The organism is Pedobacter sp. Bi27 (assembly GCF_918698255.1).
Taxonomy (GTDB): domain Bacteria; phylum Bacteroidota; class Bacteroidia; order Sphingobacteriales; family Sphingobacteriaceae; genus Pedobacter.
This window is the reverse complement of sequence record NZ_CAKKMW010000004.1, coordinates 548,053-563,245: the sequence shown is the minus strand read 5'-3', so window position 1 is coordinate 563,245 and position 15,193 is coordinate 548,053. Positions and strand designations below refer to the sequence as shown.

Sequence of the window (15,193 nt, the reverse complement as noted above, 5' to 3'; positions counted from 1 at the left end):
TTTTTATTAAACTGTCGGATGGTAACATCCAACAGCACCTATACCTTGAAAATTACCGCAGCACATTATAGACTCTGGAACAAGTTCAGGATGACGTATTTTGTTTCATAGCCATTTTTAAAAAACCTTTCACCTCATCATTAACATCTTCTTCGAAATAAATCCTCAAATGGTGGTTAAATTGATCCGTTCCTGGCACCTGCGCAATCTTAGTGAAGCAAAGATTGTTTTCATAAGGTTGATTGAAAGGAATAACCACATGAATAAAATTTTTCCCCAATTGCGTAATATATGCAAAACTGTTTTTTGATTCGATCGCAATCATGGATTTTGTAGGGTTGAGATTTATCTCTCCTAATCCGGTCAATTGCTCAACAAAAAAACGGAATAACCCTAAGGTATATTCCGTTTTTCCGTTTAAAAAGTCTGATAAATGTTTTTCTTCAGACATCATAATTTTTTAATCTTCTAATAATTTTGTTGCAGCCTCATCGGTAAACCAGGTTAATTTTCCATCAATCGGATCAATTAATTGGGAAGGATATAAATCGACATTTTTTTCGGTATCGCCTATAACATGTTTCAGCGCTTCGGCTTTATTCTCTCCAAAAACCAAAAATGCTACATTATCGGCTTTGTTGATTAACGGTGCTGTAAAACTGATGCGATAAGTATCTAATTTCTCTACATAAACCGAAGCCACATTTACTTCTTCATCTTTGACCAAAGTAGTATGCGGGAAAATCGAAGCCGTATGTGCATCATCGCCCATACCCAAAAGGATTAAATCGAAAATCAGATCTTCACCATTAAAATGCTTGTCGATTGCTTTTTTATATTCGATAGCGGCCTTTTCTGGAGCCAAAGTGGTATCAACGTAAAAAATATGATCTTCTTTAATGCCTAGTGGATCTAAAATGGTTTTCTTGGCCATTAGTCCGTTGTAGTTATCATCATTGGCAGGAACGTTGCGCTCATCGCCAAAGAAGAAGTATACTTTTTCCCAATCAAGTCTGTGCTGACCTTCTGTTGCCAGAAGATGATAAAGTGCTTTAGGAGAACTGCCGCCAGTTAATACGAAATTAAAGCGGTCGTTTTCTTCGATAGACATTTCTGCAATTTTAATTACATAATCTGCCAGATCCTGATTCAGTTCTTCTAATGTTTTGTATATGAGTAGATTCATTTTTGTAACTAATAAGAGCCGTCATGCTGTCCCGAATATTTGGGATCAGGATCTATCTCGAACAAGACCCTGAAATAAATTCAGGGTGACGACCTGAGTAAAAATTTATTCCTTATTCTTCAATGGCAAGTTAAACCAGTGGAAACCATCTCTTGCAATAAGTGCTTCAGCTTCTTCTGGTCCCCAGCTATCGGCAGGGTAATTAGGGAAGTTGATTGATTTTTTGCTTTCCCAAGTATTTAAAATCGGCATAACAAGTTCCCATGCTGCTTCCACCTGATCGCCACGCATAAACAAGGTTTGATCGCCCATCATGGCATCTAATAATAAGGTTTCGTAAGCCTCAGGGGTATCACCCTCGTAAGTTCCTTTATAATCGAAAACCATATCAACAGGATTCAATACCATATCCAATCCAGGTCTTTTGGCCTGTACCTGCATACGGATACTCATTTCTGGCTGTATGCTGATTACTAACCTGTTTTGCTGCCAGTTTTCGGTTACACCTGATGAGAAAATCTGATGCGGAACATCTCTAAATTGAATGGTAATTAAAGATGAAGTTTGGTTCAAACGTTTTCCAGTTCTTAAATAGAAAGGAATACCTTGCCATCTCCAGTTATCGATATGGAATTTAACAGCAGCAAAAGTTTCAGTATTAGAATGTGCATCAACACCTTTTTCCTGACGGTATCCAGGCACTTCCTTACCTTCAACCCAACCTTTACTATATTGACCCCGAACAGTATGGAAACGGATATCTTCAGCAGAAAAAGGACGCATTGCTCTTAAAACCTCCACCTTACGGTTCCTGATTTCATCGGCATCAAAATTAATTGGCGCTTCCATTCCAACCAAACAAAGCAATTGCAACAGGTGATTCTGAATCATATCTCTTAAAGCACCAGAACCTTCATAATAACCTCCACGATCGCCCACGCCTAACTGCTCGGTTACCGAAATTTGAACGTGATCGATATAAGACCTGTTCCATAACGGCTCGAACAATGCATTGGCAAAACGGAAAGCCATCATGTTTTGTACGGTTTCTTTACCCAAATAATGATCGATGCGATAGATCTGCTTTTCGGTAAAAATGGTGCTCAATAATGTGTTCAGCTCTTTTGCTGATTCTAAATCATGGCCGAAAGGTTTTTCGATAACGATACGGCTATTGTCTTCATCTTGCGTTAGTTTATATTTTTGCAAACATTCAGCAATAATCGGGAAGAAATTAGGTGCAACTGCCAGATAGAAAATTACCTGTGTTCCGGCTCCAAATTCTTTTTGGTATTTTTCTACAGCTCCTTTTAGGTTTTCGAAAGTTTTTGGCTGGGCAAAATCGGTAGGACAGTAGTTCATCGTCTTTGCAAAATCGTCCCATTTATCTTTTTTTACTTTTCCGCTGCGCGAAAACTGGTTTACAGCATCTTCTAAAGCAGCTTTGTAGCTATCGTCGGTAAATTCGGTTCTACCTGTACCAATAATGGCAAATTTATCTGGCATGTAACCCTCAATAAATAAATTATATAGGGCAGGTGCTAATTTTCTTTTGTTTAAATCACCTGTTCCACCAAATATTACAAAAATGGTAGGGTTTAATGCGGTTTTGGTTTTCATTTTATGTTCTTGTTCGTAAGTCTAATAGGTTATGATAATTTATTCCAATCAGCATGGAAAACACCATCTTTATCGATACGCTCGAAGGTGTGTGCTCCAAAGAAATCTCTTTGTGCCTGGATTAAGTTAGAAGGCATCCTGGCTGTGGTAATGGTATCGAAATAGGTTAAGGTAGACGCAAATGCGGGGATACCCAAACCAGAATTGATACATGCACTAATTGTTTTGCGTGTACCGGCTAAAGTACCTTTGATAATGTTCTGGATACCGGCATCGCCAAATAAATGCTCTAAAGCGTTGTTTTTATCGTATGCCTGATAAATATCTTCTAAAAATTTAGCCCTGATGATACAGCCACCGCGCCAGATTTTAGCAATTTCCTGTAACTGTAAATCGTATTGGTATTCTTTTGAAGCCTGAACCAGTAAATGCATACCCTGTGCATAAGCACTGATCATAGAGAAGTAAAATGCATCTTCCAGTTCCTCAATAGTAACAGCAATTTTGGTGTCTTTTTTGCCAAAAGCCTCTTCTAAAGAAACCCTTAGTTTTTTGAATTTAGATAAATCACGGTTAGAAACAGCTTCATTAATGGTTGGTACGGGTAACTGAAGTTCCATTGAAACCTCCGAAGTCCATTTTCCGGTACCTTTTGAACGTGCTTCATCTTTGATCTGATCTAAAAGATCGTTTTGAGTTTCAGCATCTTTAAAAACAAAAATTTCGGCAGTAATCTCTAATAAGAAAGATTGTAACCTGCCTTCGTTCCATTTTTTGAATACCTTATATATATCATCGTTTGAATAGCCTAAGCCATTTTTAAGAATGCCATAAACCTCAGCTATAAGCTCCATGATGGCATATTCGATTCCATTATGTACCATCTTAACAAAGTGGCCGGAAGCACCTGGGCCAATGTAAGTAACGCATGGATCGGTTCCAACTTTTGCAGCTACGGCATCAAAAACATCTTTAACTACGTTATAAGCTTGTTTATCGCCACCCGGCATCATACTCGGACCAAAACGTGCGCCTTCTTCGCCACCAGAAATACCCATTCCGAAGAAATGTAAACCATCTTTCTCCAGTTCGTCAACACGGCGGTTGGTATCGGTAAAATGTGAGTTGCCACTATCGATAATAATATCGCCCTTGCTTAAAAGTGGTTTTAGTTCTGCAATAACGCTATCTACAATTGGTCCGGCTGGTACTAATAAGATTAATGTACGTGGTGTTTGTAAGCTAGAAATAAAGCTTTCAATATCGTCAAATCCTTCTAAGTTGTGTTTCTTGCCTTCTTCTTCAAGTTTCGAGATCATTTTTCTGTCTTTATCGTAACCTGTTACAGAGAAGCCTTTGTCAGCCATGTTTAATAATAAGTTCCGGCCCATTGTGCCTAAACCGATCATTCCCAATTTATATTTTTTCGAATCGTTATTTGCCATTTTTTATTTTTTCTAATGCACCCAAAATTAGGATTTACAAATTAATATTGCAGCTATTGTTGTTAAAAGATTGTAATAAAGATTATTATTTTTTAGGCTCAACAGTAAAGATGTTGTACTTGTCGGCCAGTTTCCAGAGTTTAGCACCACCTTTAATCCCGTCTCTGTTGGTTACAATTTTGATATTGCTTTCGAGTTTAAAGTCTATTTGTTTAGAATTGCCACCACCAATATATAAGGTATCATAATTGAAAACCGTTTTGTAGATTTCGATTACTTTTTTGAGCCTTTTATTCCAGCGTTCAGATCCAATTTTTTCGAAAGCCTTATTTCCGATATAATCGTCATAGTCTTCTTCCTTGCTGATGGGGAAATGGGCGAGTTCTAAATGCGGTAGTAATTCTCCATCGAATAATAAAGCTGTTCCAAAACCCGTACCTACTGTGAAAACAATTTCAAAGCCTTTGCCCTCAACCACACCTAAGCCTTGTTGATCGGCATCATTTACCAAACGTACCGATTTACCTAACTCGTTAGCAACACGCTGCGCGAGATCAACATCTGTCCATTTGTTTTTTGCCAGGTTAGGGGCGGTTTTAACAATTCCGTTTTTAACATATCCTGGAAAACCGATCGATACGCGGTTATAGCTAACAGGAAAAGGCTTGATCAACTCTATAATTCCAGAAACAATATCCTTTGGAGTAGCTTCGGGCGGGGTTTTGCTTTTTAGATATTCGGTAAGCATGTTTCCGCTTTCATCCAAAAGAACCGTTTTAATGCTTGTACCGCCTATATCAATAGATAATATATTGTTGTTTTCAGCTTTTTTATCTGTAGCCATAATTGTGTATTTATAATTTCGAAGTTCTACAAATAAATTAAAACAACAAACATTAAATGAAGATCGGAGTAATTTAGGTGTAATAATATATTCTATAAAATCTATGTATTTAATAGAATATATTTAAGTTTGTTCCGTTAAACTAAAAACGACCACAAAAGTTATGACGGTAAACTACCTTGCATTTGCTATTCCAGCATTTTTTATTTTTGTATTTATTGAGTTTAGGATCGCTCAGTACCAAAAAAAGGCGAAAATATTTAAATATGAAAGTACGGTTGCAAATTTTAGCGTAGGTATTGCCGAAAGGTTATTGAACTTATTTATTGCGGCGAGTTTTTATCAGGTGTACGATTGGGTGTATTTAAATTATGCAATTTTTAATATTTCTACAAAATGGTATGTATGGATATTATTGCTTTTGTCGACAGATCTTGTTTGGTACTGGTACCATAGGCTAGGCCATGAAATTAATTTTTTGTGGGCTGCACATATCGTTCATCACCAGAGCGAAGAGTTTAATTTATCCGCTGCTGCGCGGATTACGACCATTCAAGCCATTTTCCGCAATGTGTTTTGGTGTATATTACCATTAATTGGTTTTCATCCCAATATGATTATTACCATACTTTTGGCTCATGGAGCCTATTCATTTTTTACGCATACACAATTAATCGGTAAGCTGGGCTGGCTGGAACATATATTCATCACGCCTTCTTTGCATGGCGTTCATCATGCTTCTGATGAAAAATACCTGGATAAAAACTATGGCGATGTTTTTGTATTCTGGGATAAACTATTCGGTACTTTTCAGGCCGAAGAAGAGGCACCTAAATATGGTTTAACACATCCTATTAAAAGTTATAGTTTCCTTTGGCAGCATTTTCACTACTATTTAGAAATAGGAGAGGCATACAAGCGTGCAAATGGATTTAAGGCTAAATGGAATGCCATATTCGGGAGTCCGGCGTTGATGGATCAAAACATCCGACCCATTTTAGAAGAGCGTTACTTTCAGAATAAAATACAACGTGTTGCTAAACCTAAGTTTAAAACCTATTTAAATATACAGTTGATAACAGTAGTTGCAATGCTTACCGGGACGACCTTATTTTACAGTTTTTTAACACCATTCAATAAAGCTGCAATACTTGTCTTTATCTTGCTTACTTTAATCAATATCGGTGCGCTTTTGGAACAACGTAAATGGATCTATTACCTCGAATGTTTCAGGTTCATATTAATTTTTGGCTATTTTTTCTACACTTTTAACCTGCTCGGTTTTTTAATATTTCCGGTGATTATCTTAATTGCACTTGAACGGACATTCTCTTTACGCAAACTTTACATGAAGCATGTATTTGAGTATGCAAAGGTAGGTTAGCTATGTTTCTTTATCTTTCGGTTTAGGTTGATATATAAATGTTACAACGCGATGTTTCGTTTTGTTGCTCTATTTATTTTCCTATTACCCTGCCTTGTAATAAAATTATTACGTAATGCATTTGTGTTGATGAGTTAATTCATTGGTACCTTATTTTTTCTCTATATTCTATTAGTAGAGCCATTTTTTGCTATGTTTAGGTATAACTTGTTTATCCCATTCTTCTTACGATCATCGATATTTCTGTCTGCTTAAACATTCAATTAAAAAATATTTCCTGCTAATTTATTTTATTGTTTTTAGTTTCGATTTGTTTTGCTAATTTTAATTAACGAAATATATAGTAAGTGAAACTAAATAAATCGCAATCTGTTTAGGTTGCTTTTCAATAGGTTAATGTTTGCTTAATATATTTTTAACATAAACAGGCTTATTTTGCCCGCAAATCCGGACAAAATAAATCGCAGATATGAACCCTATTACTAACCGGATATACTATAATAATTATGATCAAAAATTTTACTCAACAGATTTCGTGGCATCAATGCGTTCTGCATGTAAAGCAAAGCAGTCCTGATAATCACCAAAAGGAAAATCGAACTTTTTTTAAGGGTAGACTAAAACGCTTTAGTTTTTTCGTTTGTGTTATGCTGATACAATTAATTTGTATTAATGAAAGTTTTGCACAAACTCCGGCACCAAATATTGTAATTAAAGGTACGGTGTTAGATGATCAGGATGGGCAAATATTAATTGGAACAACGATAACGGATAACAATAAGAAGTTTTTGGGGGTAACAAATGAGAAGGGAAATTATACCATCACTATTGCTAAAGGAACTACTGTTCTTTATAATATGGTGGGCTATGCAACCTTGCGGAAAACGTTTAATAATAGCGAAAACAATGCAACGATAAGACTGGCCTCATCTACCAGCCAGTTAAGTGAAGTAGTGGTTACGGCGCTGGGAATAAAACGCGAAGAGAAAGCATTGGGTTATGCCGTAACAAAGGTTGATAGCACACAACTTACAAACGCGGTTTCAAGTAACTGGACAGATGCTTTATCTGGTAAAGTAGCTGGTTTAAATTTAGTAAGAAATAGTGGCCCTGCTGGTTCAAACAAAATCATTTTGCGTGGCGAAAACAATTTAACCGGAGATAATGAAGCGCTAATTGTTATTGATGGTGTAGTAGCCAGCAGTAGTTCTAAACGTTCGGCAGCTACCGGAGGGGGAGTTTATGGTACATCGGGTGATATTATGCCGGTAGATTTTGGTAGTGGTATTAATGATTTAAATCCTGATGATATAGAGAGTGTAACGGTGTTAAAAGGTCCGGCAGCTTCTGCACTTTATGGGCAACGGGGCGCCAATGGAGCGGTTATGATTACCACTAAATCAGCTAATAAAAATAAAAAGAAGTTAGGAATTTCTTTTACTTCCAATAGCTCTTGGGAGGATGTTAATCGTGGTCCTGCCAGACAAAATGAATTTGGAGCTGGTACAGATGGTACAACAAGTTATCAATTTGGTACAGGTAATACAAGTTCAACTTATGGCCCCGCTTTCGCTGATGGATATATGTTTTTCCAATATGATCCTGCAACTAAGGCAAAAGGCTTAACCAAAACACCATGGGTAGGCTATGGAGACCCTGTTGATGGTTTTTTTACCACAGGTTTCGAATCTACCAATTCGGTTAGTTTAGATGGAACACTTAAAAATGTAGGTCTTCGTTTTTCGGCAAGCCACGGTAATAATGAGTGGATTGTACCGAATACCGGCATGGAAAGAACAAATGTTTCGCTAAACGCGAATACGAATATTACCAAAAGATTAAGCTTAAATTTAAAAGTACAATATAGTAACAGGAACAGTGATAATTTGCCTGCCACGGGTTATGGCAATCAATCGTTAATGTATTGGTTTATGTTTGCACAGCCTAACATTAATCCAGATTGGTACCGGGATTATTGGGCTCCAGGTAAAGAACTACAACAGTTTTCAAATTTAACAACCTCTTTTCCAGAAGGCCCTTATGCTATTTCAGAACAGTATTTAAATGGACAAAAACGTAACGGCTGGTTAGGAAATATACAAGCTACCTATAAATTTACTGATGAATTGAGTTTAATGGTGCGTGCATCTGGAGATTATAATAAAGATATACGCGAAACCATGCGCCCTTGGGATACTTCGTCAGGCGGTATGTTTGCACAAGGATCATATCGCGTAGCTGATATTAAATCGTATGAAATTAATGCCGATTTTATGTTGAAGTACGATAAAAAACTTACAAAAGATTTTAATTTATCAGCGAGTGTTGGTGGTAGCCAAATGCGTAACGAATATAGTAAGTTAGAAACCCGTGCAGATGGTTTAAAAATACCAGGGTATTATAGCTTAACCAATAACATTAACAAATTAGTTTATGTGCCAGATACCGCCCGTTATAGAATTAACAGTCTTTATGCCATGACATCACTGGCTTACAAAAACTATTTATTTTTAGATTTAACTATCCGTCAGGATTGGAACAGTACATTGGCTACTTTAACAAGAAAAGATAATGTTGGTTTTTCTTATCCATCGGCAAGTTTAGCTTTTGTAGCGTCAGATTTTTGGAAAATGCCAAAAGCAATAAGTTTTGCAAAGTTAAGGGCATCTTATGCACAAGTAGGAAGTGGTAGCACAACTCCTTATCGTACTGCTTACAACTACTTAATAGCTGCCAATGGTGTTTACCCAGGTAATGCAATGACGAACCCAAGGATTTTACCTAATCCAGATTTAAAACCATTAATGACGACAACCATTGAATTGGGATTGGATTTGAAATTATTTAAAAACAGGTTAAATTTTGATGTTGCCGTTTATAGTGGTAATACAAAAAATCAAATACTTAGTCGTGTACTCGATAAATCATCGGGTTATGATATTGGTATTTTTAATGTTGGTAGGGTAAATAACAAAGGTTTAGAAATGTCAGTTAATGCTACGCCATTAAAAACTAAGAAATTTACATGGACATTGAATGGTACATTTAGCGCTAACCGTAACGAAATTAAAGAATTAGCAGATAGCTCGGTGATTTTGCGTACAGGTGGTTTTGGCAACTCGGGGCAAGTGGTTGCGGCAGTTGGCGGCAGTATGGGAGATTTGTATGGAACTGGCTTTTTACGCTCGCCTGATGGTCAAATAATTTTTGATTCAGTAACAGGCTATGCTAAACCAACTGCAGAAGTAAAATATTTAGGTAATACTTTACCTAAGTTTAGGTTTAGTTTTGGTACTGGTGTGACCTATCAACAAGTAAGTATGAGTGTTTTATTCGATGCACAATTAGGTGCTGTTGGTCACTCGTTTACTTTTGCCCGTATGGCTTCATTGGGTAAGTCAACAATTACTTTACCTGGTAGATATAATGGTATAATTGGTGATGGAGTTGTAGATAACGGTGGAGGTACCTATCGTAAAAACGATATTATTGCTACAGACATAGAGGGATATTACAATTCTTTATATTACAACCAGGCAGAAGGAAGTATTTTTAGTACAGATTATTTAAAATTTAGAGAAGCAAATATTACTTATGCTTTTAATAAAAAATTCCTGAGCAGAATTGGCTTTAGTAAACTAACAGTAGGTGCTTACGGTCGTAATCTGTTCATTTGGTCACCTTGGCCTGCATTCGATCCAGAGTTTGGAACTTTAGCTGGCTCAGATATTCAACAAGGGTTTGAAACCGGTCAACTCCCTTCTACAAGAAATTATGGAGTGCGCTTAGTTGTCGGTTTATAAAAATTATAGTTATGAAAAAGAATAAAAACATTATTATATATATCATCTTGGCAGGATTGAGTTTATCAACACCCTCTTGCACAAAAGATTTTAATGAAGTTAATACCGATCCGCTTGGAAAAACAGAAGTAAATGCCGATCAGCTATTAGCGCCAACATTAGTAAACCTAATGTCGACCAATATGTTGCGTAACCGTAACTTTAATAACGAGTTAATGCAGGTTACTGTTGATTTAGGCGATGCCGAAGGAAAAACGTTTAGATATGATATTAGACGAAGCGCTGCTGATAACACATGGAACAATTGGTATTTAAATTTAACCAATGTTGTTGATATTCAGGATATTGCGAGTAAACCAGAAAAATTAAATAAATCATATCAAGGTATTTCTCTTATCCTGCAATCCTGGATATATTCTTTACTTACAGATACTTATGGCGATGTACCTTTTACTGAAGCTAATAAAGGAAAAGAAGGTAATTACCAACCGGTTTTTGATAAGCAAAAAGATATTTATTTAGGAATGTTCGAGAAACTTGAACAAGCTAATAATTTATTGAAAGATGGAACACCAATTGTTGTTACCAGCGATCCGGTTTTTTACGGAGATGTAAGTAAATGGCGGAGATTAGGTAATTCATTGTATTTAAGATTATTGCTTCGCGTATCGGGCAAAGCCGAAGTTTCACCAACTGTTATTGCTAAAATAAAGGATATCGTTGATGTTAATTCTGCTAATTATCCAATCATGGTCAATAATCAGCATACAGCTAAATTACAATGGACAGGTTCAAATGTAAGCAATGCATTACTTACATCGCCCTTTATGGCAAATGTACGCGTTAATGATTTTTACGTGCCTGCACTTGGTGAGTTTTTTATAAATAATCTGGTAGTATGGAATGACCCCCGCATACTTCAATCTTACGGCACAAGTGGTATTAATCGTTTCCGTATTAGGCCGGGTACTAATGGATATGCAGGTGTGCCAAGTGGTTATGTACCAGGTAACGAGCCTGCAAAACAATCTAGTTTTTATTCGGCAAGTGATAATGCCGTTTTATCTCTTCAAACCGATCCTTATACAGGTATAATTATGAATGCTGCCGAAGTAGATTTTATTTTAGCAGAAGCAGCCGCCAAAGGATGGATAAGTGGAAGTGCCCAAACTTATTATTACAAAGGAATTGCAGATGCGATAAATTATTGGTTACCTACAGTAATGGCTGGCGGTGCAACCGATCCAGCAGTAACAGCTTATGTTAATGCGGCTGATATTGAATGGAATAATGCATTACCATTAAACAGCGCATCGCCTAACACAATGAGTAAAATGTTGTTAATCCATCAACAAAAATATTATGCATTGTTTTTGGTAGATTTTCAGCAATGGTTCGAATACCGTCGTAGTGCATACCCAATTTTGCCAAAAGGTTTAGGTTTGCTTAACAATGGGATAATGCCAGCCCGGTTATTTTATCCAGTGGTTACTCAATCAGCAAATCCTACCAATTATAAAAATGCGGTAGCGTCGCAAGGTGCCGATGCAATCAGTACACAAGTTTGGTGGCAAAAACCTTAATTTAAGTTAAATTAATATGAAACCATCATGATTTTCAAAAGCACATAGTGACATGAATAAATCATGATAGCTTCATCACCATTAAAAAACAAATTATATACAGATGAAAAATACATTAAAATATATAAATGCTTTCGCTGTTATTGCATGTATATTAATCGTAGGATGTGATAAACAAAAAGATGAATTTGTGTTAGGTACAATAAGTCCTTTTATCTCTAATTTTGATTTAAAGAAATCTTATAAGGAAACCGATTTGGTACTTAATACAACTGTTATGAAAGGTGCCAACTCTATAAAAGGAGTAGTAATATCTGATTTTGTGGCGGGGAATACACCAAAAAATTTATTAGTTGTTCAAAACTCAAGAATTGTTGGTAATGGTATTGACTCGGTACGAGGAATAGCCATAAATATTGGTGCAGATGCAGCTAAATATACAGTAGGCGATTCGGTGCACATTAAAGTAGAAGGTGGAATTTTAAAGCGTGTAGATGGTGTGCTTCAAATTGAAGGTGTAAATAGCACCGCAGTTAACAAAATTGCTTCTGGTAAAAACATTAAAGTGCCAATTGTAAATATTGCTAATTTAATTGCTCAACCTTTAGTGTACGAAAACACATTGGTTACCGTAAGTAATGCCGTAGTAGAACCCGAGCCGGTACAGGGCGATACTTTTTCTGGCGATAAAACCATTAACGACGGTTTTGGTAAAGCAAAACTACATACCGAAGCTACAGCCAATTTTTCTGGTAATCAATTACCTTCTGCTGCAAATTTTACTGGAGTTGCATATTTTAAAACACAAAACAACCAGCCCCAGCTTTCTTTATGGGTGCGTAATGCGAATGATATATTTGCATTGCCGTTAGTAAAGCCTTCTCCTATAATTATTTCTGGCTACTTAACCAATCCGGGAGGTAGTGAAGCTGTAACTAGCGGAACTCAAAAGGGAGCATATGAATATGTACAATTATTGGTAACAAAAGATATCGACTTTTCAGTTACTCCATACTCTTTGGTTACTACTAATAATGCAGGTTCTGCAAATCCGGCTCCTGCAAATGGATGGGCAACTGGTGGCGTACGTACCTATAAAATTAACATTACATCTGGTACTGCTAAAAAAGGTGATTTTATTTATGTTGGTGGTTACAGTAAATTGATATGGGGTTTTGGCTCAACAAATATTTCATCAGCAAACTGGGTGGCCGCAGTAGATTACGCAAATAATGATGGTGCAAACTTTGGAACTAAAAACACGAATTTATTAGCAAATAGCGGTAATGTAGCAGGTATAGCTCTTTTTGAAGGTACCACAGTTAATGCAAGTACGATGCCGGTAGATGTGATTATGTATGGCGGAGGAAATCCAAATTCTGGAAATGTATATGCTGCAGGCCCACCAGAACTTGGTTATAGAATTACAAATACAGATTATTACACTACAATAAATCCTTCTTCTCGCTTACAGCAAAACTTCTTTGCCGCTGGCAGCAACACCAACCGCTTAGGTTTTCAAGTTGAGCAGACCGGCACAAGTGGAGGTGGTTTTATCCAACTTGGCGGTGTATATATAACAAGTACAGGAAGATGGGAAAAAGGTAGATTACTCACTAATATTGTAATGTCTACAACTGCTACTATTTCTGATTTGCAAACCGGAGCAGGCGTTACTGTTTTAAAAAATTAATTAAAAATAAATGAATATAACAAAGAATAGTAGCATGCTATCCTTTGTTAGTTAAAATAGGTACTCAGCAAAAATGAATAGAAGATCATTTATACAAAAATCAACTTTATTAACCACAACCTTATTTGTTAGTTTAAAATCCTTTCCATCTTCCTTATTCGCTGTTGATGGATTGGTGAGCGGAACGGTAACCAGCAAAGGTAAATCTGTTTCAGGAGTAGTGATTTCAGATGGCTACAGCGTGGTACAGACCGATAAAATGGGTAATTATCAGATCCAACTCCACGAGCTTGCCCGTTTTGTTTGGATCAGCACACCTTCGGGTTATGAGTTTAAAACAGAAAGCAGTATTGCCCGCCATTATTATAAACCAGACACAGCTGGTAAATTAAACTTTGATCTTAAACCGCTAAAACAAAATGATAACAGACATAATTTTATTATTTGGGCAGATCCTCAGGTGAAGAATAAAAAGGATGTTCAGCAAATGATGGAAACTTCAGTTCCTGATACAAGAGAAGTTGTAAAAACAATGGGGAAAACTCCTGTTCATGGCATCGGCGTAGGCGATTTAGTTTGGGATAATTTTGATCTTTTTCCTGCATATGATGAGGCGATTGCCAAAATCGGGATTCCATTTTTTCAGGCATTAGGAAATCATGATCAGGATTACAGGCAAGGAGGTGATGATACCTCTGACCGGACTTTTCAAGCACATTACGGCCCAACATATTATTCTTTTAACAGGGGTAAGGCGCATTACGTAGTTTTAGATGATGTACGTTATTTAGGGGTAGAAAGAACTTACGACGGATATATTACACCAACGCAGTTGGAATGGCTGGCCAAAGATCTGCAACTGGTGCCTAAAGATGCATTACTGATTATCTGCCTTCATATTCCGGTACATAATGCAGTTAAAAATAACAATGATTTTTATGCCGTATTAAAAGATTTCGAAAACGTTCATATCATGTCGGGTCATACCCATTTTAATAAAAATGTAATCAAAAACGGCATTTACGAACATAACCATGGTACCGTTTGTGGTGGCTGGTGGACAGGTCCCATTTGTGAAGATGGTACACCTCGTGGCTACGGCGTTTACGAGGTAGATGGAACCAATCTGAAATGGTATTACAAATCTACCGGAAGAGATAGGAAAGAACAACTTGATATTTATGTAGATACCTTAACCAATCAGAAAAGGTTAATTGCCAACGTTTGGAATTATGATCCTGAATGGAAGGTAGAATATTTTCTGGATGGAAAAGCAATGGGTGTATTAGCTCAACAAGATGGTTATGATCCACTGGCAGTAAAGCTGTATAAAGGCGATAAGCTTCCAAATCCAAGGCCGTTTGTAGAGCCAAGATCAACAGATCATTTGTTTTTAGCACATTTCGAACCATCGGTTAAAAAAGTAAAGGTTGTGGCCACCGACCGCTTCGGAGAAAAATTTGAGGCGGAAATTAATGCTTAACATCCTTATGCCTGTTCCGTGCTGTCGGATGTTACCATATCTTGTGCTGTCAGATGTTACCATCTGACAGATTATAATTTCATAAACTAAACTAATTATAGATTAACAGCGTCAGATGGTAACACCTGACGCCACTATAAAATCCCTTCTAA

At 36.8% G+C, this 15,193-nt stretch carries 10 protein-coding genes; 5 read left to right on the top strand and 5 right to left on the bottom strand.

The annotated features are described in order from the left end of the window. Positions 1–85: 85 nt before the first annotated feature. From LQ227_RS16280 to LQ227_RS16260, 5 genes are all read right to left on the bottom strand, one after another. The gene (locus LQ227_RS16280; RefSeq protein ID WP_230141518.1) at positions 86–451 is read right to left on the bottom strand and encodes a DUF5655 domain-containing protein; all 366 of its coding nucleotides are present in this window, start codon (positions 449–451) and stop codon (positions 86–88) included. Positions 452–460: 9 nt separating this feature from the next. Then, positions 461–1,186 (bottom strand): 6-phosphogluconolactonase, encoded by a 726-nt coding sequence (gene pgl, locus LQ227_RS16275; RefSeq protein ID WP_230141516.1) that lies wholly within the window; start codon positions 1,184–1,186, stop codon positions 461–463. A gap of 105 nt (positions 1,187–1,291) precedes the next feature. Further along, entirely contained in the window at positions 1,292–2,806 is a 1,515-nt protein-coding gene (zwf, locus tag LQ227_RS16270; protein ID WP_029275241.1) for a glucose-6-phosphate dehydrogenase, read from the bottom strand. Positions 2,807–2,835: 29 nt separating this feature from the next. Then, complete coding sequence (gndA, locus tag LQ227_RS16265; RefSeq protein WP_230141514.1) at positions 2,836–4,251, bottom strand: NADP-dependent phosphogluconate dehydrogenase; 1,416 nt, start codon at positions 4,249–4,251, stop codon at positions 2,836–2,838. A gap of 85 nt (positions 4,252–4,336) precedes the next feature. Continuing rightward, positions 4,337–5,095: an ROK family protein gene (locus LQ227_RS16260; RefSeq protein WP_230141513.1), complete on the bottom strand. Its 759-nt coding sequence runs from the start codon at positions 5,093–5,095 to the stop codon at positions 4,337–4,339. A 163-nt stretch (positions 5,096–5,258) separates the two neighbouring features. Between LQ227_RS16260 and LQ227_RS16255 the strand changes: the two genes are divergently transcribed. The 5 genes from LQ227_RS16255 to LQ227_RS16235 all read left to right on the top strand — a co-directional run bounded on the left by LQ227_RS16255 (position 5,259) and on the right by LQ227_RS16235 (position 15,041). After that, positions 5,259–6,479 carry a sterol desaturase family protein gene (locus LQ227_RS16255; RefSeq protein WP_230149972.1) on the top strand — a complete coding sequence of 407 codons (1,221 nt, stop codon included), beginning with the start codon at positions 5,259–5,261 and terminating at the stop codon, positions 6,477–6,479. A 647-nt stretch (positions 6,480–7,126) separates the two neighbouring features. Further along, positions 7,127–10,282, top strand: coding sequence for a SusC/RagA family TonB-linked outer membrane protein (locus LQ227_RS16250; RefSeq protein WP_230141509.1), 3,156 nt, complete (start codon positions 7,127–7,129; stop codon positions 10,280–10,282). Between the two features lie 11 nt (positions 10,283–10,293). Next, entirely contained in the window at positions 10,294–11,865 is a 1,572-nt protein-coding gene (locus tag LQ227_RS16245; protein WP_230141506.1) for a SusD/RagB family nutrient-binding outer membrane lipoprotein, read from the top strand. A gap of 103 nt (positions 11,866–11,968) precedes the next feature. Further along, positions 11,969–13,558: a DUF5689 domain-containing protein gene (locus tag LQ227_RS16240; RefSeq protein ID WP_230141504.1), complete on the top strand. Its 1,590-nt coding sequence runs from the start codon at positions 11,969–11,971 to the stop codon at positions 13,556–13,558. Between the two features lie 73 nt (positions 13,559–13,631). After that, on the top strand, positions 13,632–15,041 hold the full coding sequence (locus LQ227_RS16235; RefSeq protein WP_230141503.1) for a calcineurin-like phosphoesterase family protein: 1,410 nt from the start codon (positions 13,632–13,634) through the stop codon (positions 15,039–15,041). Positions 15,042–15,193 lie beyond the last annotated feature (152 nt).

What these genes read in the sequence shown, in the direction of transcription:
- zwf (WP_029275241.1), bottom strand. Translation starts at nt 2,806, where the DNA reads ATGAAAACCAAAACCGCATTAAACCCTACCATTTTTGTAATATTTGGT.
- LQ227_RS16255 (WP_230149972.1), top strand. Translation starts at nt 5,259, where the DNA reads ATGACGGTAAACTACCTTGCATTTGCTATTCCAGCATTTTTTATTTTT.
- LQ227_RS16240 (WP_230141504.1), top strand. Translation starts at nt 11,969, where the DNA reads ATGAAAAATACATTAAAATATATAAATGCTTTCGCTGTTATTGCATGT.
- pgl (WP_230141516.1), bottom strand. Translation starts at nt 1,186, where the DNA reads ATGAATCTACTCATATACAAAACATTAGAAGAACTGAATCAGGATCTG.
- LQ227_RS16260 (WP_230141513.1), bottom strand. Translation starts at nt 5,095, where the DNA reads ATGGCTACAGATAAAAAAGCTGAAAACAACAATATATTATCTATTGAT.
- LQ227_RS16245 (WP_230141506.1), top strand. Translation starts at nt 10,294, where the DNA reads ATGAAAAAGAATAAAAACATTATTATATATATCATCTTGGCAGGATTG.
- LQ227_RS16280 (WP_230141518.1), bottom strand. Translation starts at nt 451, where the DNA reads ATGTCTGAAGAAAAACATTTATCAGACTTTTTAAACGGAAAAACGGAA.
- LQ227_RS16235 (WP_230141503.1), top strand. Translation starts at nt 13,632, where the DNA reads ATGAATAGAAGATCATTTATACAAAAATCAACTTTATTAACCACAACC.
- LQ227_RS16250 (WP_230141509.1), top strand. Translation starts at nt 7,127, where the DNA reads ATGCTGATACAATTAATTTGTATTAATGAAAGTTTTGCACAAACTCCG.
- gndA (WP_230141514.1), bottom strand. Translation starts at nt 4,251, where the DNA reads ATGGCAAATAACGATTCGAAAAAATATAAATTGGGAATGATCGGTTTA.